The following is a 20,234-nucleotide window of genomic DNA, read 5'->3' as shown; positions in this document are numbered from 1 at the left end:
ACGCGCTCAGCCCCCCTGGCTGAAACCGGCACGCGGGCGCGAGCCCCACATGCCATAGAAGAGGATGTAGCCGTAGCACAGCAACGGCAGGATGAAAGACAGGTGCAGGCCGATGCGGTCGGCCAGCAGGCCCTGCAGGAACGGAATGATCGCGCCACCGACGATGGCCATGATCAGCAGGCTCGAGGCCTTGTTGGTCAGCGGACCCAGGCGCTCGATGCTGAGCGCGAAGATGGTCGGGAACATGATCGAATTGAACAGGCCGATCGCCACCACCGAGTACATCGCCACGTGGCCTTCGGTCGCCATGGTGAGTGCCAGCAGCAACGCATTGGCCCCGGCGAACAGGGTGAGCAGGATGCGCGGCGAGAACCGGGTCATGATCGCCGAGCCGGCGAAGCGGCCGACCATCGCCATGGTCCAGTACGCCGACACGTAACCGGTCGCCTGCTGTTCGGTGAGGCCGCCGATGTTCGGCATGGACAGGTAGTTGACCAGGAAGCTGCCGATCGACACTTCCGCACCCACGTAGAAAAAGATGCCGAGCACGCCGAACAGCACGTGGCGATGGCGCAGCGCATCCATCAGCGTGTGGCTGCCGGTGTCGGCCTGCTCGGTGGTCTCGTTCAGTGCCGGCAGGCGGAACAGGTAGACGAACACCGCCAGCAGCGCCAGCGCGATCGCCAGGCCCACGTACGGGCCCTGCACCGCCTGTGCTTCCTGGGTGCGGTAGGCCAGCTGTTCGGCGGCGCCCAGCGCGGCCAGTTCGTCGGCGCTCTTGACCGTGTTGCCCAGGATCAGCAGCCCACCGAAGATCGGCGCGATCGCCGTGCCGAGCGAGTTCAGTGCCTGCGCCAGGGTCAGCCGGCTCGAGGCGGTCTGTTCCGGGCCCAGCAATGCCACGTACGGGTTGGCCGCCACCTGCAGCACGGTGATGCCGGTGGCCAGTACGAACAGCGCACCGAGGAAGGCTTCATACACTCGCAGTTCGGCGGCCGGCCAGAAGCCCAGCGCACCGACCGCGGCAATGGCCAGGCCGGCCACGATGCCCTTCTTGTAGCCCAGGTGCGCGACCAGCCGGCCGGCCGGCAGCGACATCAGGAAGTACGCGCCGAAGAAGGTGAACTGGACCAGCATCGCCTTGGCGTAGTTCAGTTCGAACACCGCCTTCAGGTGCGGAATCAGGATGTCGTTGAGGCAGGTCAGGAAGCCCCACATGAAGAAGATCGTGGTGGCGACCGCCAACGCCATGCGCGTGTTGACCACGGGTGCGGTGGAAGACGAGGTGGGCAGGCGTGGCGTTGGAGAAATGGGCATGCGGTACGCGCCTCATTGCGCGGGCGGGTGAAAGGGAGTCGAAATCAGCCTACGGCGGGGCCGCTGCTGTCACGGATACGGAGCTGTACCGGCGCCACGGTGCGGCGCGGTGCGGCGGTGGGATCGTCCAGGCGTTGCAGCAGCAGTTCGGCCGCTTGGCGGCCGCGCTCGCGGGGGTTCACGGTGAGCGTGGTCAGCGGCGGCATCGCCACCGCTGCTTCGGAAATGTCATCGAAACCGGTCACCGCGAAATCGCGGCCCGGTTGCACGCCGCGCGAGGCCAGGCCCAGCATCAGGCCCAGCGCCACGGTGTCGTTGTAGCAGACTGCAGCGGTGGGCACTTCGCCGGCGAACAGCTCGCCCGAACGCGCGGCGGCTTCAAGACGGTTGGGCGCTGATTCGATCAGCCAGTCCGGCTGCACCTTCAGCCCTGCCTCGGCCAGCGCCTGCGCATAGCCGGTGCGGCGCTGGTGGCAGGAACTGGAATCGGCATGACCACCGAAGAACGCGATGCGCTGGTGGCCGCGCTCGATCAGGTGGCGGGTCGCGAGGTAGGCGCCCTGCTGGTTGTCCAGGGTAAGGAAATCCCAGTCGCCGCCGTTGAGTTCGCGGTTGAACAGCAGCACGTTGGCATTGAAGCCCAGTGCCTGGCGTACCTCGGTGGCGTCGCTGCCTTCGGCCGGCGACAGGATCAGCCCGGCCGGGGTGTGTTCCATCAGGGTGGTCAGCACCGCCTGCTGCCGCTCGGGCGACTCGCCGGTGCTGCCGAGCAGGGTCACGTAGCCCTTCGCGCCCAGCGCTTCGTCGACGCCGGAGGCGAATTCGGCGAAGAACGGGTTGGACAGATCGTTGATCACCAGCGCCACGCTGGTCGAGGTGCGGCGGCGCAGGTTGGCCGCGCCGCGGTTGTACACATAGCGCTGCCGGCGCAGTTCGGCCTCCACCCGCGCACGGGTGTCGACATTGACCAGCGGGCTGCCCCGCAGCACCAGCGACACCGTGGCGCGCGACACGCCGATGGCATCGGCGATGTCGGTCACGGTGACCGCACGTGCGGCGCCGGCACGGGGCGTGCTGGCGCGGGTTCCCTTGGCAGCGGAAGTGTCCTTTTTCATCGGGGCGTCGGTCGGGTCATGGTGCTGCAAGCCTAAACGATCGCATCGGCCAGCGGACCGGGGCGGCGGCTCATTCCAGCACGGCCCCCGGCGTGGCGCAGTAGGACACCGGCAGGTCGGCCACCCGGGTCCCCCAACCGGCTTCCGGGGCGGTGTCGCCGAGTGCGTAGGAAAGGGTGCCGCCCTGCTGCAGGCGGTTCCAGTCCATCCACACCGGTGCGTGCGCCTGGCCGTCGACCTGCACGCCCTGCACGTACTGGAGCTTGCGGCCGTCGGCGCCCGGCGCCTGCAGGCGCAGCGTGCGGCCCTGGCCCAGGTCCACTTCGACCTTGGCAAAGCGCGGTGCGTGCAGCAGGAACTGGCCGCTGCCCGGCACCGCCGGGTAGAGGCCCAGCGCACTGAACAGGTACCAGGCCGACATCGTGCCCAGGTCATCGTTGCCGGTGACGCCATTGGGCGCGTTGGTGAACAGCTGCTGCGCGGCGCGCACCACCGTGGCGGTCTTCCACGGCTGGCCGATCAGCGTGTACATCCACGGCGCGTGCAGGTCCGGCTCGTTGTTCGGGTTGTAGCGGTACTGGTTGTAGTAGCTGTACGGACCGACCACCCACTCCTTGCGCGCGGCCTGCAGCGGCGACTGCAGCAGGGCGTCGTAGGCGAAGAAGGCATCCAGGCGTTTGCCGGCCTGTTCGCGGCCGTGCATGGCCTGGACCAGGCCGGGAATGTCCTGCTGGGCCAGCCACTGGTACTGCCACGCGGTGCCTTCATGGAAGCCATGGTGCGAACGCGGGCTGTAGTGGCCGTCGGCCGGCAGGTACCACTTGCCATCGTCCATGCGCGGACGCGGGAAGCCGCTCATGCCGGTTTCCTCGTCGCGCACGCTCGGGTCCCACACCTTCTGCCAGTTGCGGCCACGCTGGCGCAGCACGCCGGCGTCGTCGGCATGGCCCAGGCCGTCGGCCATCTGCGCCAGCGCGCAGTCGGCCAGCGCGTATTCCAGCGTCGCCGAGCCGCCGTGGTGCGGGTCGACGTCCATGCCCTTGGACGGGAACGCGCGATCGTAGGCGACGTAGCCGTTCTCGACATAACCCGGGTTGCCCGAGCGGCCGGCATGGCGCGAGTTCATCGGCGGCAGCTCGAACGCATTGCGGCGCAGCGCGGTGTACGCCTCGCCTTCGCGCCCGGCCAGCGCGCCGAAGCGCCACAGGTCGACCATGAAGGGGGTGACCGGGTCGCCGGTCATGATGTTGGTCTCGAAGTTCGCGTAGCCCCAGCGCGGCAGCCAACCGCCCTGCTCGTTGATCGCCAGCAGGCTGCGGCCGATGTCGCGGGTGACCTGCGGACGGGTCAGCGCCAGCCACTGGTTCTGCGCCCGGTAGGTGTCCCACAGCGAGAAGTACTCGTAGTAGGTCCAGCCGTCGGCACGGTGGATGTTGTCGTCATAGCCCCGGTAACGGCCGTCGGCATCGCTGCCGGTCAGCGGCTGCAGCAGCGCGTGGTACAGCGCGGTGTACAGCACGGTGCGGTCATCGGCGTGCTTGCTGTCCACGCGCACGGTGGACAGCTCCTTGCGCCACTGCTGCTGGGAGAGGCTGCGCATGCGCTCGAAGCCGAGCAGGCGGCCGTCCTGCATGCCGTCGCTGCGCAGGTTGGCGCGCGCGCCTTCGGCGTCGACGTGGGAAATGGCGCTGACTGCCGTCACCGCGCGGCCCTTGGATGTATCGAAACTCAGCCACGCCCCGCTGGGCTTGAGCTCGCCTTCCATGCCGTGGCGCGCGCCGGGCAGGCCACCCCCCTCGCCCCACGTACCGAACGCCTTGAACGGGCGGTCGAACTCGATGCGGAACCAGGTGGTGTACTGGTGGCCGCCGCAGAAGCTCTTGGTAACGAGCTTGCCTTCGACCACGCGGTCGCCGACCACGTCGATCACGCTGCCGATCACCGAATGGCGTTCGTTGGCCTGGCCCACGTTGACCAGCACATGGCCGGTAGTGGCGTCGGCCGGGAAGGTATAGCGCTCGGCGGCGGCGCGGGTGCGCGCGGTGGCCTCGGCGTCGATGCCGCCGTAGCTGGTCAGCCGCACCTTGTAGTAGCCGGCCTGGCCGACCTCGCCCTCATGGGTGTAGCCAGAGGCGTAAGCCTTCTGGTCGAAGCTCTTGGCGCTGTCGGTGTCGAAGTCGCCGCCCGGACCGATGCTGCCGGTCACCGGCAGGACCGAGACCTGGCCGCCCTGCTCCCAGCAACCCGCGCCGGACAGGAAGGAATGGCCGAAGCCACGGATCTTCGGGTCGTCATAGCGCCAGCCAGCGTAGTGCTCGCCGATCGGGCTGACCTGGATCAGGCCGAACGGGGCCGAGGCGCCCGGGAAGGTGTTGCCGTCATCCTTGCTGCCGATGAAGGTGTTGACCTCACGCTCCAGCGCGGCCGGGGCGGCCTGCAGCATGGGGGTGAAGGCCACGACGGCCAGGCAGGTCGTCAGGGCGAGGCGGGACGGCAATCGGCGCATGCAGTGGTTCCTGTGGGTCGATGACGGTGAGGCGAGGTGCGTTTTGGATCGCTCCAAAGTCACGGCGGCGTGAATTTAGATCGATTTAAGTAAACCACGGGGCAATCCGCCGATGCATTCTGCGGCGCAACATGAGCGCAGCCCCGATCCCGCCAGCCCCACCGCGCCCCGCCCGCTGCGCAACTGAAGCGTTCACAGCCCCGCCCACCCCTTGTCCCTTGTGGCGTCTGCGCCCTTGGCACATTCCCGGCCCCGCCGTCCATATTGCGGAGCAGCATGCTTCCCTGGCGCCACCGTGTTAAAAATTCGCCGCCAGCGGTTTAGATCGATCCAACTCCGAACCGTCATATGCGTGGCACGGCGAGCTGGGGGGCTCGCCAGGTCCGCTGCCAATTTTAGATCGATTCAACGAAATCTCAGCACCGATTCAATCCAACGGAGAGAGTGGAATGAAGCAGATGTCCCGCATGCACGGCCGCGACGCATTGTCCGCCGCGATCACCTTTGCCCTGGCCGCCGCGGCCTTCGTGCCGGCGACCGTGTTCGCCCAGCAGGCCGCGACCCCGTCCGAAGCGCCCTCGGCGACCACGCTCGACAGCGTGCAGGTCACCGGCTACCGCTACGCCATCGAAAAGAGCCTGCAGCAGAAGCGCGACGCCAACGCCGTGGTCGAAGTGATCACCGCCGAAGACGTGGGCAAGTTCCCCGACAAGAACGTGGCCGACTCGCTGCAGCGCGTGCCGGGCGTGGTCATTACCCGCGACGGCGGCGAAGGCAAGAGCGTCAGCGTGCGCGGCCTGGATCCGGACCTGACCCTGACCCAGTTGAACGGCAACTACATCGCCACCTCGGAAACCAACGACGAGGCCAGCCGTTCGTTCAACTACACCCTGCTGCCGTCGAACATGCTGTCCAGCGCCGAGCTGTTCAAGTCGCCCGAAGCGCGCATCGACGAAGGTGGCATCGGCGGCACGGTGATCCTGCATACCCGTCGTCCGCTCGAGATGGAATCCAATTCCGGCTACATGACCCTGGAAGGCACCTCCTCGGACACCAGCCCCGACGTCGACCCGCAGGCGTCCGCGCTGTACTCCTGGCACAGCGAAGACGAACGCTTCGGCGTGCTGGTTGGCGTGACCAACCAGAAGCGCACCAGCCGCACCATGGAAGCCACCACCGAGAACTACCAGTGGTACGGCACCGACACCGACGCGCGCGATGTCAACGGCAACGCGCTGACCCAGGGCGGCGTCAACTACTGGTGGGGCAACTCCGGCTTCAACGACCAGAACGGCAACAACTACACCGACTTCTTCATGCCCACCTCGGTGAACTTCGCGGTCAAGGAAGAAGAACGTGAGCGCACCGGTGGCCAGTTCACCTTCCAGTTCAAGCCGACCGACAACGTCACGCTGACCGCCAACTACTTCCGCTTCGAGCTGCAGGGTGACTACACCCAGAACATGCTCAAGATTCCGGAATGGAACATGGCGCGCTACAACCAGGACGGCAACTGGGCCGGCGGTCGCCTGCTCAACGGACTGACGATGGATCCCAGCGGCAGCATCGTCACCGGCGCCCAGTTCGAGAAGCTGGCCGGCAAGACCTACTACTGCAGCGAAGACGAAGCCGCTGCCGCCGGCCTGCCGCCGGGTGGCTGGGGTCCGGACGACTGCACCATCCCCACCCCGCAGCTGACCGGTGGCTACAGCCGCGAAAAGGCGCTGTCGCAGACCGCCGACCTGAGCATCGACTGGGACATCAGCCCGCTCTGGAAGGCGTCCTTCAGCGGCGGCCGCACCTGGTCCGAGGGTGGGCCGACCATGAACTTCCGCATGTCGGCCAAGCCGCGCCGTCGCGTCGATGGCGTGTGGGAATCGGGCAACCGCTACTCCGCATGGGACCTGACCGGCACCCCGTCGGCCACGTTCTCGCCTGACCTGCAGCAGCAGCTGATGAACGGCATCGCTGAAGTGGACACCGGCTCCACCGATTCGTCCTGGATGCAGACCGAGGTCAAGCAGAACCACTTCCAGGCCGACTTCACCAAGCTGTTCGAAGCCGGCTGGCTGGACTCGTTCCAGTTCGGCGCCAAGTACAGCGACGGCAAGGTCCACCGCAACACCGGCAACACCTACTGGGTCTGCCCGGGCACCGATCCGGCCGACTACGACAACAACCGCTACCAGGCGGGCTGCGACAACACCGCGGGCATCGCCCAGCCGGGCTTCTTCCTGTCCAACCCGATCACCGGCATCCGCGGCGGTTTCGACGCCAACGTGTTCCCGGGCATCGACTATCCGGCCTACATCAACTACCTCAACGACCGCTACGGCGGTTCGCACAACCGGACCGAAGAAGACTTCGTCTACAACGTCAACGAGAAGGTCTACGCCGGCTACTTCCAGGCCAACTTCCGTACCGACCGCCTGCGCGGCAACGTCGGCGTCCGCATGGTCCGCACCGAGCAGTTCGCCCAGTCCAGCGACTCGATCGAACGCTTCAACGACTACTTCCTGGACAACGCCTCGGGCGCGCCGATGTCGTGCAACGACCCGGCCGCGGCGGCATTCCCGAACTACGGTTGCGAAAGCGGCTTCGTGCGCCTGCCCGACAGCCTGGCCCGTGAGAAGACGTTCGAGCTGATCGGCTCCGACAAGACCTACACGGACTTCCTGCCGAGCTTCAACATCGCCTGGGACATCACCGACAACCTGGTGCTGCGTGGCGCCGCGTCCAAGGTGATCGCACGTCCGAGCTACACCAGCATCGCCGCGCCGGGCGCACTCAGCTACTTCAGCGCTGAGTATGTCAACGACCGCCGCGTCGCCGGTGGCGCGCCGCAGGAAGGCTGGCAGGGCCACGGCAGCAACAAGGACCTGGAACCGTTCGAGGCAACCCAGTTCGACGTCGGCCTGGAGTGGTACTTCCAGCCGGGTGCCGTGGCGGGTATCGGCCTGTTCCGCAAGAACGTGGACAACTTCACCGTGCCGGTCGTGCGTGACGTGCAGATGGTGATCGGCGGCGAGTCGGTCACCGTGCAGGACTACGAGACCCAGGCCAACGGCCGTGACGGCGTGTCGCAGGGCGTGGAACTGTATGGCCAGTACACCTTCGACTTCGGTCTGGGCGTGCAGGCCAACTACACCTACAACGACACCAACCTGGCTTCGATCGTGCTCGACGGCGAGAACATCGGCGCATCGCCGCTGGTCGGCAGCGCCAAGAACCAGGCCAACTTCACCGTGTTCTACGAGAACGACTCGTTCCTGGCGCGCGCCTCGTACAACCGCCGTGGCGAAGTGGTCGGTGGCTTGAATGGCGGCATGACCGAGTACACCGAGCCGTACGCACAGCTCGACCTCAATGTGGCCTACAACTTCACCGACGCGCTGACCTTCACCGCTTCGGTCCTGAACGCCACCAAGGAAGAGCAGCGCATCCACCTCGGCAACGACACCGATGCCCGCCTGATCTCCAGCCTCTACTCCGGCCGCCAGCTGTACTTCGGCGCGACCTACAAGTTCTAAGCACTACCTGCCCTCGCCTTACCGGCGAGGGCAACGTTCCTCCACGACAGTCAGGCTGGTACAGATGGCTGTCGTTTTTTTTGCGTCGTGACACCCCATGCGTGTCAGCGCCAACTCACCGCACCGCCAGATCCAGGGCGAAACGCAATGTCGCCACCGTCGCGGCGTCGGTCTGCACCCAATCGTTGTCCAACCCGCGAAGATCGGCATTGCGGAACCGCATGCCCGAAACGCGCTCCGCCTTCGCAGACGCATGCAGCTCCCGGCAACCCGTGGCAGACGCAATCGCGGCGATGTTGTCCGGCGTGATGCCCGCACCGGCCATCACCGACAATCGATTACCGGCCCGCGCAACTAGCCGGGCCAGCATTTCGCCGCCCTGCCCTGCGCTGGCCTTCCCACCAGAGCTCAATACGCGCTGACACCCCAGCTCGACTACCTGCTCCAACGCTTCGGGCAGGTCACGCGCGGCATCGAAGGCACGGTGAAACGTGATGCCCAGTGGACCGGCTGCGGCCACCAGTTCGCGGCACAGCGGCATGTCCACGGTGCCGTCCGCGTCCAACGCCCCGATCACGACGCCGTCGCAGCCCAGCTGCCGGCAATTCGCGATATCGCGGAGCATGAGCTCTGTTTCCAGCGCGTCGTAGTGAAAATCGCCCGGTCGCGGCCGGATCAACACGAACAATGGAATGCGCAGACGCTCACGCGCGATGGCGATGCTCGCGTAAGACGGTGTGGTGCCGCCCTCACCCAGGTTGTCGAACAGCTCGACCCGATCCGCGCCGCCGGCCTGCGCGGCCAGTGCCGAGGCCACCGAGTTCGAGGCGATCTCCAGCACGTGGCGGGCGGCCATCAGGTCTGCCCGGTGGTATAGACCGACGCCGAGTCGCGCAGGTCGTCCTGGCGGTCCTTGTCGCAGACCGCGTAGACGAAACCGCGATGGAGCGCGTACGCGCCGACTTCGCCGTTGCGGTCCAGCGCCAGGAAACACACCTGCAGCGTCTTGCTCGCCTCGGGGCGCTTGCGCACCACGCGCGCGATGGCCTCGCGGCAGGCCTCGGCCGGGGAACGGCCCTGGCGCATCAGTTCCACCACCAGGAACGAGGCCGCGTTGCGGATCATTTCCTCGCCGACGCCCGACGCGGTGGCCGCACCTACTTCGTTGTCTACGTACAGGCCTGCGCCGATGATCGGGCTGTCGCCGACCCGCCCGTGCAGCTTCCAGGCCATGCCGCTGGTGGTGCAGGCACCGGCCAGCTGGCCGTGCGCGTCGATGGCCAGCATGCCCAGCGTGTCGTGGTTGCTGCTGTCACCCGGGCGCGTGCGCCGCTCGGCATTGATCTCCGGCGTGTACTGCGCCGTCTTCAACCATTCGCGCCACGCCTTTTCCGCGGCGGGGGTCAGCAGTTTCTCGCGCGGGAAACCCTGCTGCACGGCGAACTGCTGCGCGCCTTCGCCTACCAGCATCACATGCGGGGTCTGTTCCATCACTTTGCGGGCGACCGAGACCGGATGCAGGATGTCGGTCAGCGCTGCCACCGAGCCACAGCGACCGTCGCCGGCCATGATGCTGGCATCCAGGCTGAGCACACCGTCGCGGTCTGGATTGCCGCAGCGGCCCACCGTCGGATTGCACAACTCGCTTTCAGCCCAGCGTGCACCGGTTTCCACTGCGTCCAGCGCGCTGCCACCGGCCGACAGCACCTTCCACGCGGCCTGGTTGGCACCCACACCGAAGTCCCAGGTGGAGACTACCCGGGCACGACCGTTGCTGCTGGCCTGCACTTTCGGAAACGCCATCACGCCTGCGGCCAATGCACCGGCCTGGAGAAACTGCCTACGATCTGTCACGTGCTGCTCCCCCGGAATGGAATGCTATGCGGCCGCGCGGCGGTTCTCGGCGTGCCACACCGCCGCACCGACCACGCCCAGCTCGCCATGTTCGACCCGCCACACCGGCACCTGCTCCAACACCCGGCGCATCACGCCCTTGGCCAGGAACCGGGTGCGGAAGTGACCGTCATCGATGAACCGTGCAACGTGGCCAGAAATGCCACCGGCCAGGTACACCGAGCGCGCCCCGAAGGTCGCCGCCAGGTCGCCGGCCAGGCTGCCCAGCCAGCCGCAGAACACCTCCAGTGTTTCCACGGCCAACGCGTCGTCGCCCGCCAGTGCGGCGCCGATCAATGCCTCGGTGGTGGTCCACTGCGGTGCCACGCCACGGATCGCACACAGGCTGGGATACAGGTTCATCAACCCGCTGCCGGACAGGATGCGTTCGTTGTCCACGTGTTCCCAGCGTTGCAGCATCTGCTGGAGCACCTGCAGTTCGAGTGCGGTGACCGCACCGAGTGCGGCGTGCCCGGCTTCGCTGGCCAGCACCGCGCCTGCGCCGGCTTCGAAACGCAGCGCCGCGCCCAGCCCGGTGCCCGGGCCCAGCACCAGTGCCGGCCAACGTCTGCCTGCATCGGATTCGCCGTTCAACGCCACCAGCGTGTCGGCGGCGACGTGCGGAATCGCGTAGGCCACGGCTTCGAAATCGTTGATCAGGTCGAGCGAGGCGAGCCCGGCGTCGCGGCGCGTCGCGGCTACGGATACCGGCCACGGCAGGTTGGTGTTGACCAGGTGGTCGCCTTCGAGCAGGCCGGCGATGGCGACGACGGCGGTCGCCGGGGCACTGTCCTGTGAAGCACGGAACGCAGCAAGGATGCTCGCCAGGCTGGCGAATTCCGCACAGGCGTAGCGACGCAGGTTGCGGATGCGCGGTGCGTGGCCGGCCACCGTTTCAGCCACAGCCAGCCGCGCGTAGGTGCCGCCGACGTCGGCGACGATCAGGGTGTCGCCTTGGGAACCCGGGCGTGGCGGTTGAGCCGGATGACTATCCGGAAACGGTGTTGCAACACTCACTCGCTGGCCTTGGGCTGATTCGATCGCATGGGCGGATTTTCGGTGATCGGCTGGGGTTTGCAAAGCTGTTTTGCCGTACCCGGGCGTGCGGCATCAGGGTTTGGCGGTCTGCAGGCGGTAGGTGGTGCTGGCGTTTGCGGTGGGGCCGTCGGCGTGGACGGCACGCACGTCCACCTTGTGGTCGCCGATGGCCAGGTCGGTCGGCAGCGCGCCGCGCCACAGGTGGGTTGACGGAGTGGCTTCGGGCGAACGGTCGAAACCGCGCAGGCGCTCTGCGGTGTCGTCGGCAACGTTCTCGAGCAGCACGCGCGGATCCGGCTGCTCCACCCGCTTCATCGGCTGCCACGTGCCGTCATCCACGCGGAACTCCACCACCGTGTCGGCCTGGCCCATGAACACATTGGCGAACACACCCCAGGCCGGGTAGGCGCCCTTGCGCAGCACTTTCGGCGCATGCAGCGCGATCTGGTAGTCGTCCGGCGCGCGGGCGACGTAGTAGCGCAGGCCGTACTCGCCGCCCGGCTGCACCGAGAGCACCGCATAGCCGTTCGGGGTGCCGTCGCTCATGGTGGCATCGGGAATGCCGGCACTGTCCTTTACACCCGACCAGAACGCGCCACAGGCCGCTCCCACGTTGTACTCGTGCAGCGGCCGGCTGCCGTTCCAGCCTTCGGCTTCGCCGTGGTAGTAATGCTGCTGGGTATGGCTGTGGCCGCTGAGCACCAGCACGTGCGGGAAATCCTTGAGCAGCGCGAACAGGCGCGTGCGGTCGGCGTGTCGGAAGGTTTCGCGGCCGGGTGCGGCATCGAACAGCGGGATGTGCATGCCCAGCACCAGCAGGCGGTCGCGCGGCAGGCCCTTGAGGTAGTTGGCCAGGAAGGTGAACTGGTCCGGGCGCAGGCCGCCTACATACTTCGGCTTGGCGGTCGGGTCATAGACCACGTCATCGAGGAACACGAAACTGGCGCCGCCCTCCTCCACCGCGTAGGTGTCCGGGCCATACACCGCACGCCAGCTGTCCAGCGAATGGCGGTCGTCGCCGGCATCCATGTCCAGGTCGTGGTTGCCCGGCACATGGAACCACGGCACCTGCAGCTGCGCGGTGGCCTTGTTGATCTCCGGATACAGGGAGAGGTCGTCGTTGACGATGTCGCCCAGCGTGGTGCCCAGGCGCGCCGGGTGCTTGCCGATGATCGGCTCGACGATGGCACGGTGGTAGTAGCCCACGTCCTGGCGGCTGGCGGTCTGGGAGTCGGTGAACACCAGCATTTCAAAGCCGGAACGCGCGGCGTCGGCGTCCTTGGCCGGCTCCAGCGCGAAGTCCCAGTTGCGCACGTTGCCGCCGGTGGCGGCGATGCCGTCGTACTTCAGTCGCGGCGAGCCCTGCGGCGCGTAGTGCCGCCAGTAGCTGGGCATGCCATTGGCCGCGACCGGGAACTGGAACTCGTCGGGCTTGATCACGAACACGGTCTGGCCGTCGCGGATCGGCAGGCTGTAGCTGCCGTCGGCGGCGGTGCGCACGATCGCCTCGCCGTTGGAGACCTGCACCCCCGCCAGCGCCGGGTCGGTGGGACCACGGCCGGGCTTGCCGTCGCGCTCCTGGTAGACCTTGCCGGTCACGGTGGCCTCGCTGGCCCAGGCAGGTGCGGACATCAACAGCAGGCAGGCCAGCCAGGCAGCAGTGCGGGTCATCGAGGCGTTCCGTAGGAGGTTGGCAAGTGTAAAGCCGCACATCATCGCTGGTGGTCCGTTTCAGCCGCGTTAAATGGCGGCCGCCGCACTCATTTCGCGTGGCGGGCCACCAGCACCTCGACCGCGTCCTGCAGCGACAGGCCACGGGCGCGCAGCAGCACGGTCAGGTGGAACAGCAGGTCGGCCGACTCCCCCAGCAACGCGGCATCGTCCTGGACCACGCCGGCCAGCGCGGTTTCCACGCCTTCCTCGCCCACCTTCTGCGCGATCCGGCGGATGCCCTGCTCGAACAGCGAGGTGGTGTAGCTGTTGGCCGGGCGCTGTTGTTCGCGCTCGCGCACCAGTGCGTCCAGTTGCCCCAGGAAGTTGCCCGGCGCCTGTGCGAAGCAGCTTTCGCTGCCGGTGTGGCAGGTCGGCCCGGCCGGACGCGCAGTGACCAGCAGGGTGTCGCGGTCGCAGTCCACGCGCACCGCCACCACCGCCAGCACGTTGCCGGACGACTCGCCCTTGGTCCACAGCCGCTGTTTGCTGCGGCTGTAGAAGGTCATGTGCCCGGTTTCCAGGGTCAACGCCAGCGACTCGGCAGTGGCGTAGCCCAGCATCAGTACTGCCAGGCTGTCGGCGTCCTGCACCACCACCGGCAACAGGCCGTCGCCCTTGGCCCAGTCCAGGGTGTCCAGGGCCTCGCGGGAGGGCAACACTTCAATAGACATCTCGAACCTCGATCTGCTGCGTGCGCAGGAACTGTTTCAGCGCGGGAATGGCGATGGCGCCGCTGTGGAAGACGCTGGCGGCGAGCGCGCCGTCGACATCGGCCTGGTCGAACACATCGGCGAAGTGCTGCATCTCGCCGGCGCCGCCGGAGGCGATCAGGGGCACGTGGCAGGCGTCGCGCGCCTGGCGCAGCTGCTCGACGTCGTAGCCACGGCGCACGCCGTCACTGTCCATGCAGTTCAGCACGATCTCGCCGGCACCCCGGCGCTGCACTTCGCGCACCCAGTCCAGCGTGCGCACCGCGACGGCCTGGGTCTTGTCCGGGTCGCCGCTGAAACGGCGCACCCGCCACTGCCCGTCGGCTTCGCGCACCGAGTCGATGCCGACCACCACGCATTGCACGCCGAACTCGTCGGCCAACTCGGTGATCAGCTCCGGCCGACCCAGCGCCGGGGAGTTGATCGAGATCTTGTCGGCACCGGCAAACAGCACGCGGCGTGCGGTCTCGACGCTGTCGATGCCACCGGCCACGCAGAACGGAATGTCGATCAGGCGCGCGATGCGCTCGATCCAGGCCACATCCACCGAACGCGCCTCCGGACTGGCGCCGATGTCGTAGAACACCAGTTCGTCGGCACCCTGGTCGCGGTAACGCTGCGACAGCTCGACGATGTCGCCCATGTCCACGTGGTCGCGGAAGCGCACGCCCTTGACCACGCGGCCATCGCGCACGTCCAGGCAGGGAATGATGCGGCGGCTCAACATGCCAGCGCCTCGCCCAGGTCCATGCGCTGTTCGAGCAGGGCCTTGCCCAGCACCGCACCGGCACAGCCCGCAGCGCGCGCGGCAGCCACGTCGGCCACGTCGCGCACGCCACCGGAGGCCTGGACCGCCACGCCCGGCAGGCGCGCGGTGAGGTGCCGGTACAGCTCCAGGTTCGGCCCGGCCAGCATGCCGTCGCGGGCGATGTCGGTGCACAGCAGGTGGCGTAGGCCGGCCTGCGCGTAGCGCTCGGCGAGTGCGTCCAGGGTCACCCCGGCGTTTTCGGTCCAGCCGTGTACCGGCAGCTGCCATTCGCCGTCGGCGTCCTGGCGCGCATCCAGCGCGATGGTGATGCGCTCGGCGCCGAACGCTGCCAGCCAACCGATCACCTGCTCCGGTTCGCGCACCGCCAGCGAGCCGACCACCACGCGGCTGGCGCCGGCATCGAGGATGCGCGCCACATCGTCGCGGCCACGGACGCCGCCACCGGTCTGCACCTGCAGGCCGGTGTTGGCGCGGATCGCTGCCAGCAGCGGTGCCAGCGTGTACCCGCCGGCGCGTGCGGCGTCGAGGTCGACCAGGTGCATCCAGCGTGCGCCCTGCGCCTCAAAGGCCCGGGCACGCGGCAGCGGGTCGTCGCCGTAGTGGGTTTCCTGCGCGTAGTCGCCCTGGCGCAGCCGCACCACGCGGCCGCCACGGATATCCAGCGCGGGGTAGACGATGAAACTCATACAGCGGTGTCCTCAAGGAAATTGCGCAACATCAGCGCGCCGGTGTCGCCGGAACGCTCGGGGTGGAACTGGGCACCGAAGTACCGGCCCTGCTCCACCATCGCGGTGAACAGACCGCCGTGGTCGCAGGCGGCCACGGTGTGGGCGTTGAGCGGCGCGGCATAGCTGTGCACGAAGTAGGCGCTGGCACGCGCGGGGATGTCGCGCAGCAGCACCGACGGCTTCAACGGCAGCAGCCGGTTCCAGCCCATGTGTGGCACGCGGATGCCAATGGCCGGCACCAGTTTGCGCACCGTGCCGGGGATCAGGCCGAGCGTTTCCACCCCGGCTTCCTCGGAATGCTCGAACAGCAGCTGCATGCCCAAACAGATGCCCATCAGCGGCACCTGCAGGCGCCGCAGCGGTTCGACCAGCCCTTGTGCGTGCAGGCGCTGCATCGCCGGCTTCGCCGCACCCACGCCCGGCAGGATCACCCGGCGTGCGTCGCGCAGGCCATCCGCGTCGCGCACCAGCTGCACGTTCGCGCCCAGCCGCTCCAGCGCGTAGCGGACCGAACCCAGGTTGGCACCGCCGGCATCGATCAGGGCAACGTCGGTCACAGCGCCCCCTTGGTACTGGGCAGGGCGGTGCCCTGGCGCGGCAGGGCCTGGCGCAGGGCCCGGGCCAGCGCCTTGAAGCAGGCTTCGACCTTGTGGTGGTCGTTGTCGCCGCGCACGCTCAGGTGCAGGTTCAACCCCGAGGCATCGCACAGCGAACGGAAGAAATGCGGCACCAGCTCGGTCGGCATGTCGCCGACGCGCTCGCGCTTGAACTCGCCTTCGAACACAAAGTACGGACGGCCGCTGAAGTCCAGCGCGGCGCTGGCCAGGGTCTCGTCCATCGGCAGGGTGAAGCCGTAGCGGCCGATACCGCGCTTGTCGCCCAGTGCTTCACGCAGCGCCTGGCCCAGCGCCAGGCCGGTGTCTTCGATGGTGTGGTGTTCGTCGATATGCAGGTCGCCCTCGGCCTGCACGCTCAGCGAGAAGCCGCCGTGCTTGCCGATCTGCTCCAGCATGTGGTCGAAGAACGGCAGGCCGGTGTGGGTCTGCGGTTCGGCGGTACGGTCGAGGTCCACATCCACGCGGATGCGGGTTTCTTTCGTATTGCGCTGCACGGTGGCGCGGCGCGGCGCATCGGCCAGCTCGTGGGCGATGCCGTTCCAGTCCCAGTCACCACCGAACTGCTCGGTACGCAACTGGAAACCGCGGATGTTCATGTTCTGCGCGAACTGGATGTCGGTGGGACGGTCGCCGACCATGGCCGAGCGCGCCCAGTCGATGCTGCGGTCCTGCAGGTACGGCAGCATCATGCCGATGCCGGGTTTGCGGGTAGGCGCGTTGTCGTGCGGCCAGGTGCCGTCGATGAGCACGTCACGGAACACGATGCCCTGGCTGGCGAAGATCTGCAGCATCAGGTCGTTGGGACCATCGAAGGACGCCTGCGGATAGCCTTCGCTGCCGAGCCCGTCCTGGTTGCTGACGATGACGAACTGGTAGCCGGCATCGCGCAGCCTGAGCATCGCCGGGATCACATCGCGCACGAAGCGGATCTTCTCGTAGGCGTCGATCTGGAAGTCGGCGGGCTCTTCGATGAGGGTGCCGTCGCGGTCGACGAACAGGATCGGGGTCATGCGGCGGCCCTCCGGGCGGTAAGTACCTGGAGCACGCGGTCGTTCTGTTCCGGGCTGCCAATGGTGATGCGCAGTGCGTCGTGCAGTTGCGGGGCGGCGCGCTGGTCGCGGACCACCACGCCGGCCGCCAGCAGCGCGTCGAAGGCGGCCTGTGCGTCGTCGAAACGGACCAGCAGGTAGTTGCCGTGCGAGGGATAGGCGCGCAGCACGCCGGGGGCCTGCTGCAGGGCCTGGTACAGACGGTCACGCTCGGCCTTGACCTGCGCCACGCGCGCGTCGGTCACGGCCAGCGCATCGGAGTCGAGCGCGGCCAGCGCCAGCGCGGTGCACGGCGCGGGCACCGGGTACGGCGCCTGGCAACGGCGCAGCACCTGGATCAGGGTCGGCGCCGCGATCAGGGTGCCGATACGGGCGGCGGCCAACGCATGCGCCTTGGACAGGGTGCGCAGCACCGCCACGTTGTTGTAGCGGGACAGCAGGGTGGCCGCAGACGCCTGGTCGGCGTACTCGCCGTAGGCCTCGTCAACCACCACCAGTGCCCTGCCCTCCAGCGCCTGGGCGACGCGCTCGATGTCGTTCAATGCAATGCTGCTGCCGGCCGGATTCGAGGGCGTGCACAGGAATACCAGCTTGGCGTTGCCTGACAACGCGGCCGCAATGATGGCGTCGATGTCGGCGACCAGTGCGTCGCCGCTGTCGCGCAGCGGGACCTCCAGCAGCGGCGCGTTCTGCAGGCGTGCGCAGACCGCGTACATGCCGAACACCGGTGGGGTGACCAGTACCGCGTCGCGGCCGGGCTGGCACAGGGCGCGCACCAGCAGGTCGATGGCTTCGTCACTGCCGCGCCCGATCAGCAGCTGGTCTGCGCTGCAGCCATACAGCGCGGCGAGCTGCGTGCGCAGGGCCTGCGGCTGGGGTTCGGGATAGCGCCGTGCGATGCCCTGCGCGTCGGCCGGGTTGGACCAGGCCGATTCGTTGGCATTGAGCCAGACATCGCCGACCAGCGCGCTGCTGCGCGCAGAGGAATAACCGGCGAATGCGCGCAGGTCGTCGCGCACCAGCGAAAGCACGGTGTCGGCGCTCATGCGACGCTCTCCATGCGCAGGGCTACGGCGTTTTCGTGCGCATCCAGGCCTTCGGCACGGGCCAGCACGCGCGCGCAGTTTCCGATGGCGGCAATGCCCTGCGCAGTGGCGGACTGCACGCTGATCATGTTCTGGAAACTGGCAACGCTGACCCCGCTGTAGGCGCGCGCGGCGCCGGCGGTGGGCAGCACGTGGTTGGTGCCGCTGCAGTAGTCGCCGAGTGCTTCGGGCGTGTAGTCGCCAAGGAACACCGAGCCTGCGGCCTCGACCTGGGCCAGCCAGTCGCGCGGTTCGCGCAGGGCCAGGATGAGGTGTTCGGGCGCGTAGCGGTTGCTGATCTGGAAGGCCTGGACGAGGGAGTCGACCAGGATCAGGCGCGAGGACTGCAGTGCCTGGGCGGCGATGTCGGCGCGCGACAGCTTCGCCAGCTGCGCCTGTACCTGTGCTTCGACGCGCTCCAGCATGGCGGCATCATCGGTGAGCAGCAGTACCTGCGAGTCCGGGCCGTGTTCGGCCTGGGAGAGCAGGTCGGCGGCCACGAACGCGGGGTTGGCGCCGGCATCGGCAATCACCAGCACTTCGGAAGGACCGGCGGGCATGTCGATGGCGGCGGCGCCGTCCTGTGCGACCTGCTGCTTGGCTTCGGTCACGTAGCTGTTGCCGGGACCGTACAGCTTGTCGCAGGCAGGCACGCTGGCGGTGCCGTAAGCCATGGCGGCAATGGCCTGGGCGCCGCCGAGCTTGAACACGCGGTGCACGCCGGTGAGGCGCGCGGCCACGAGTACAGCGGGATCGGCACTTCCGTCGCGACGCGGCGGGGTGCACAGCACGACTTCGCGGCATCCGGCCAGCTGTGCGGGAACGCCGAGCATCAGCGCGGTGGACGGCAGCGGCGCGCTGCCGGCGGGCACATACAGGCCGACCCGGCCGATCGGCCGGACCATGCGTTCGCAGCGCACGCCGGGGGCGGTTTCGACCGCGTAGCCCTGGCTCATGCCAGCCTTGTGGAACAGGCGGATGCGCTCGGCGGCGTCGATCATGGCCTGTCGCAGTTCGGCCGGCACGGCGCGTTCGGCGGCGGCGAATTCTTCGTCATTGACTTCGAACGAGGCGGGCGCGACGCCGTCGAAGCGCAGGCTGATTTCGCGCAGGGCGGCGTCGCCGTCTTCGCGTACGGAGGAGATCAGGGCGGCGACCGATTCACGGGTACGCGCGGCCACGGCCTGTACGGGGCGCTGCAGCGCCTGGGCCTGTTCGGTGGCATCCAGCTGGGACCAGTGCAGACGATTCATGCCAGCGACCGCTCCACGCTCAACACCATCAACCCCTGGGCGCCGGCGCGCTCCAGCTCTTCGAGCCGCTGCCAGGTCAGGGCGCCGTGGCACATGGTCTGCAGGCGCAGGCGGCCGCCCTCGTCGGGCAGCTGCACGAGCGGGTCGGCGTCGGGCAGCAGGCGGGCCAGGTCGGAGACGCGGTCCTGATCGGCGCGGAACATCAGCAGCTTGCTGTCCTGCACGTTCACTACGCCGTCGAGGCGGCGCAGCAGCATGGCCATGAGGCCGGCGCGGGCGTCGTCGGGGGTTTTGACTGGTCCGGCGAGTACGGCTTCGCTTTCGAGCAGGGTTTCGACCGGCTTGAGCTGGTTGGCGGCCAGGGTGGCGCCGCTGGAGACGAGGTCGCAGATGAGGTCGGCGGTGCCGAGGCGCGGGGCGATTTCCACGGAGCCGGACAGTTCGACGACCTGGGCGTCGACGCCGCGCTCGGCCAGCCAGTCGGCCAGGATGGCGGGGTAGCTGGTGGCGATGCGCTTGCCGGCGAGCTGCTGCACGCCCTGCCAGTCCCATTCGTCGGGCACGGCGAGCATCAGGCGGCACTGGCCGAAGTTGAGGCCGCGCAGCGCCTGGTAGGCGTCGGGCAGGCCGATCCGGCGGCGGGCGGCGCCCTGTTCGTCCAGTTCGTTGCGGCCGACGATGCCGAAGTCGCAGACGCCGTCGGCGATCAGGCCGGGAATGTCGTCGTCGCGCACGAGCAGGAGGTCGACGGGCAGCGATTCGCCGTAGCAGAAGAGCTTGTCGCGGCTCTGCCGCCAGCTCAGGCCGCAGGCGGTGAGCAGGCTGCGCGCGGGTTCGGCGAGCCGCCCGCTCTTCTGGATGGCGATACGCAGCCGGTCGCGTGCCGGGGCGGTCTGGGTTGCACTCATGGG

16 protein-coding genes are annotated in these 20,234 nt (G+C 68.1%); 1 reads left to right on the top strand and 15 read right to left on the bottom strand.

Translation table 11 applies throughout. The features are described from left to right. Positions 1-6 precede the first annotated feature (6 nt). The 3 genes from fucP to PDM28_RS08305 all read right to left on the bottom strand — a co-directional run bounded on the left by fucP (position 7) and on the right by PDM28_RS08305 (position 4,938). Complete coding sequence (gene fucP, locus PDM28_RS08315) at positions 7-1,317, bottom strand: L-fucose:H+ symporter permease (protein WP_102945563.1); 1,311 nt, start codon at positions 1,315-1,317, stop codon at positions 7-9. A 44-nt stretch (positions 1,318-1,361) separates the two neighbouring features. Beyond that, positions 1,362-2,432: a LacI family DNA-binding transcriptional regulator gene (locus PDM28_RS08310; RefSeq protein ID WP_311184430.1), complete on the bottom strand. Its 1,071-nt coding sequence runs from the start codon at positions 2,430-2,432 to the stop codon at positions 1,362-1,364. Positions 2,433-2,502: 70 nt separating this feature from the next. Beyond that, the gene (locus PDM28_RS08305) at positions 2,503-4,938 is read right to left on the bottom strand and encodes a GH92 family glycosyl hydrolase (RefSeq protein WP_311184429.1); all 2,436 of its coding nucleotides are present in this window, start codon (positions 4,936-4,938) and stop codon (positions 2,503-2,505) included. Between the two features lie 449 nt (positions 4,939-5,387). Between PDM28_RS08305 and PDM28_RS08300 the strand changes: the two genes are divergently transcribed. After that, positions 5,388-8,468: a TonB-dependent receptor gene (locus PDM28_RS08300; RefSeq protein ID WP_311184428.1), complete on the top strand. Its 3,081-nt coding sequence runs from the start codon at positions 5,388-5,390 to the stop codon at positions 8,466-8,468. A gap of 115 nt (positions 8,469-8,583) precedes the next feature. On the opposite strand, the gene PDM28_RS08295 is transcribed toward PDM28_RS08300, so the two are convergent. From PDM28_RS08295 to hisG, 12 genes are all read right to left on the bottom strand, one after another. Next, positions 8,584-9,324: a copper homeostasis protein CutC gene (locus PDM28_RS08295; protein WP_311184427.1), complete on the bottom strand. Its 741-nt coding sequence runs from the start codon at positions 9,322-9,324 to the stop codon at positions 8,584-8,586. Continuing rightward, positions 9,324-10,322 carry a glycosylasparaginase gene (locus tag PDM28_RS08290; protein WP_311184426.1) on the bottom strand — a complete coding sequence of 333 codons (999 nt, stop codon included), beginning with the start codon at positions 10,320-10,322 and terminating at the stop codon, positions 9,324-9,326. Before PDM28_RS08290 ends, PDM28_RS08295 begins: the two co-directional genes overlap by 1 nt. A gap of 24 nt (positions 10,323-10,346) precedes the next feature. Beyond that, entirely contained in the window at positions 10,347-11,306 is a 960-nt protein-coding gene (locus tag PDM28_RS08285) for a glucokinase (protein WP_425507657.1), read from the bottom strand. Between the two features lie 165 nt (positions 11,307-11,471). Further along, entirely contained in the window at positions 11,472-13,070 is a 1,599-nt protein-coding gene (locus tag PDM28_RS08280; RefSeq protein ID WP_311184424.1) for a calcineurin-like phosphoesterase C-terminal domain-containing protein, read from the bottom strand. An 89-nt stretch (positions 13,071-13,159) separates the two neighbouring features. Beyond that, positions 13,160-13,783: a bifunctional phosphoribosyl-AMP cyclohydrolase/phosphoribosyl-ATP diphosphatase HisIE gene (gene hisIE / locus PDM28_RS08275; protein WP_311184423.1), complete on the bottom strand. Its 624-nt coding sequence runs from the start codon at positions 13,781-13,783 to the stop codon at positions 13,160-13,162. Continuing rightward, positions 13,773-14,549 carry an imidazole glycerol phosphate synthase subunit HisF gene (gene hisF / locus PDM28_RS08270; RefSeq protein WP_311184422.1) on the bottom strand — a complete coding sequence of 259 codons (777 nt, stop codon included), beginning with the start codon at positions 14,547-14,549 and terminating at the stop codon, positions 13,773-13,775. Before hisF ends, hisIE begins: the two co-directional genes overlap by 11 nt. Continuing rightward, a complete protein-coding gene (gene hisA, locus PDM28_RS08265) occupies positions 14,543-15,277 on the bottom strand; it encodes a 1-(5-phosphoribosyl)-5-[(5-phosphoribosylamino)methylideneamino]imidazole-4-carboxamide isomerase (protein ID WP_311184421.1) in 735 nt (244 codons plus the stop codon). Before hisA ends, hisF begins: the two co-directional genes overlap by 7 nt. Continuing rightward, complete coding sequence (hisH, locus tag PDM28_RS08260) at positions 15,274-15,876, bottom strand: imidazole glycerol phosphate synthase subunit HisH (RefSeq protein WP_311184420.1); 603 nt, start codon at positions 15,874-15,876, stop codon at positions 15,274-15,276. Before hisH ends, hisA begins: the two co-directional genes overlap by 4 nt. Continuing rightward, entirely contained in the window at positions 15,873-16,946 is a 1,074-nt protein-coding gene (gene hisB / locus PDM28_RS08255; RefSeq protein WP_311184419.1) for a bifunctional histidinol-phosphatase/imidazoleglycerol-phosphate dehydratase HisB, read from the bottom strand. The genes hisH and hisB overlap by 4 nt, the downstream gene beginning before the upstream one ends. Continuing rightward, the gene (hisC, locus tag PDM28_RS08250) at positions 16,943-18,031 is read right to left on the bottom strand and encodes a histidinol-phosphate transaminase (RefSeq protein WP_311184418.1); all 1,089 of its coding nucleotides are present in this window, start codon (positions 18,029-18,031) and stop codon (positions 16,943-16,945) included. Before hisC ends, hisB begins: the two co-directional genes overlap by 4 nt. Continuing rightward, on the bottom strand, positions 18,028-19,323 hold the full coding sequence (gene hisD / locus PDM28_RS08245) for a histidinol dehydrogenase (protein ID WP_311184417.1): 1,296 nt from the start codon (positions 19,321-19,323) through the stop codon (positions 18,028-18,030). Before hisD ends, hisC begins: the two co-directional genes overlap by 4 nt. Continuing rightward, the gene (gene hisG / locus PDM28_RS08240; protein ID WP_311184416.1) at positions 19,320-20,231 is read right to left on the bottom strand and encodes an ATP phosphoribosyltransferase; all 912 of its coding nucleotides are present in this window, start codon (positions 20,229-20,231) and stop codon (positions 19,320-19,322) included. Before hisG ends, hisD begins: the two co-directional genes overlap by 4 nt. Between the last annotated feature and the right edge of the window lie 3 nt (positions 20,232-20,234).

The organism is Stenotrophomonas aracearum (assembly GCF_031834615.1).
Lineage (GTDB): Bacteria > Pseudomonadota > Gammaproteobacteria > Xanthomonadales > Xanthomonadaceae > Stenotrophomonas > Stenotrophomonas aracearum.
This window is presented reverse-complemented; position numbering and strand designations above follow the sequence as displayed.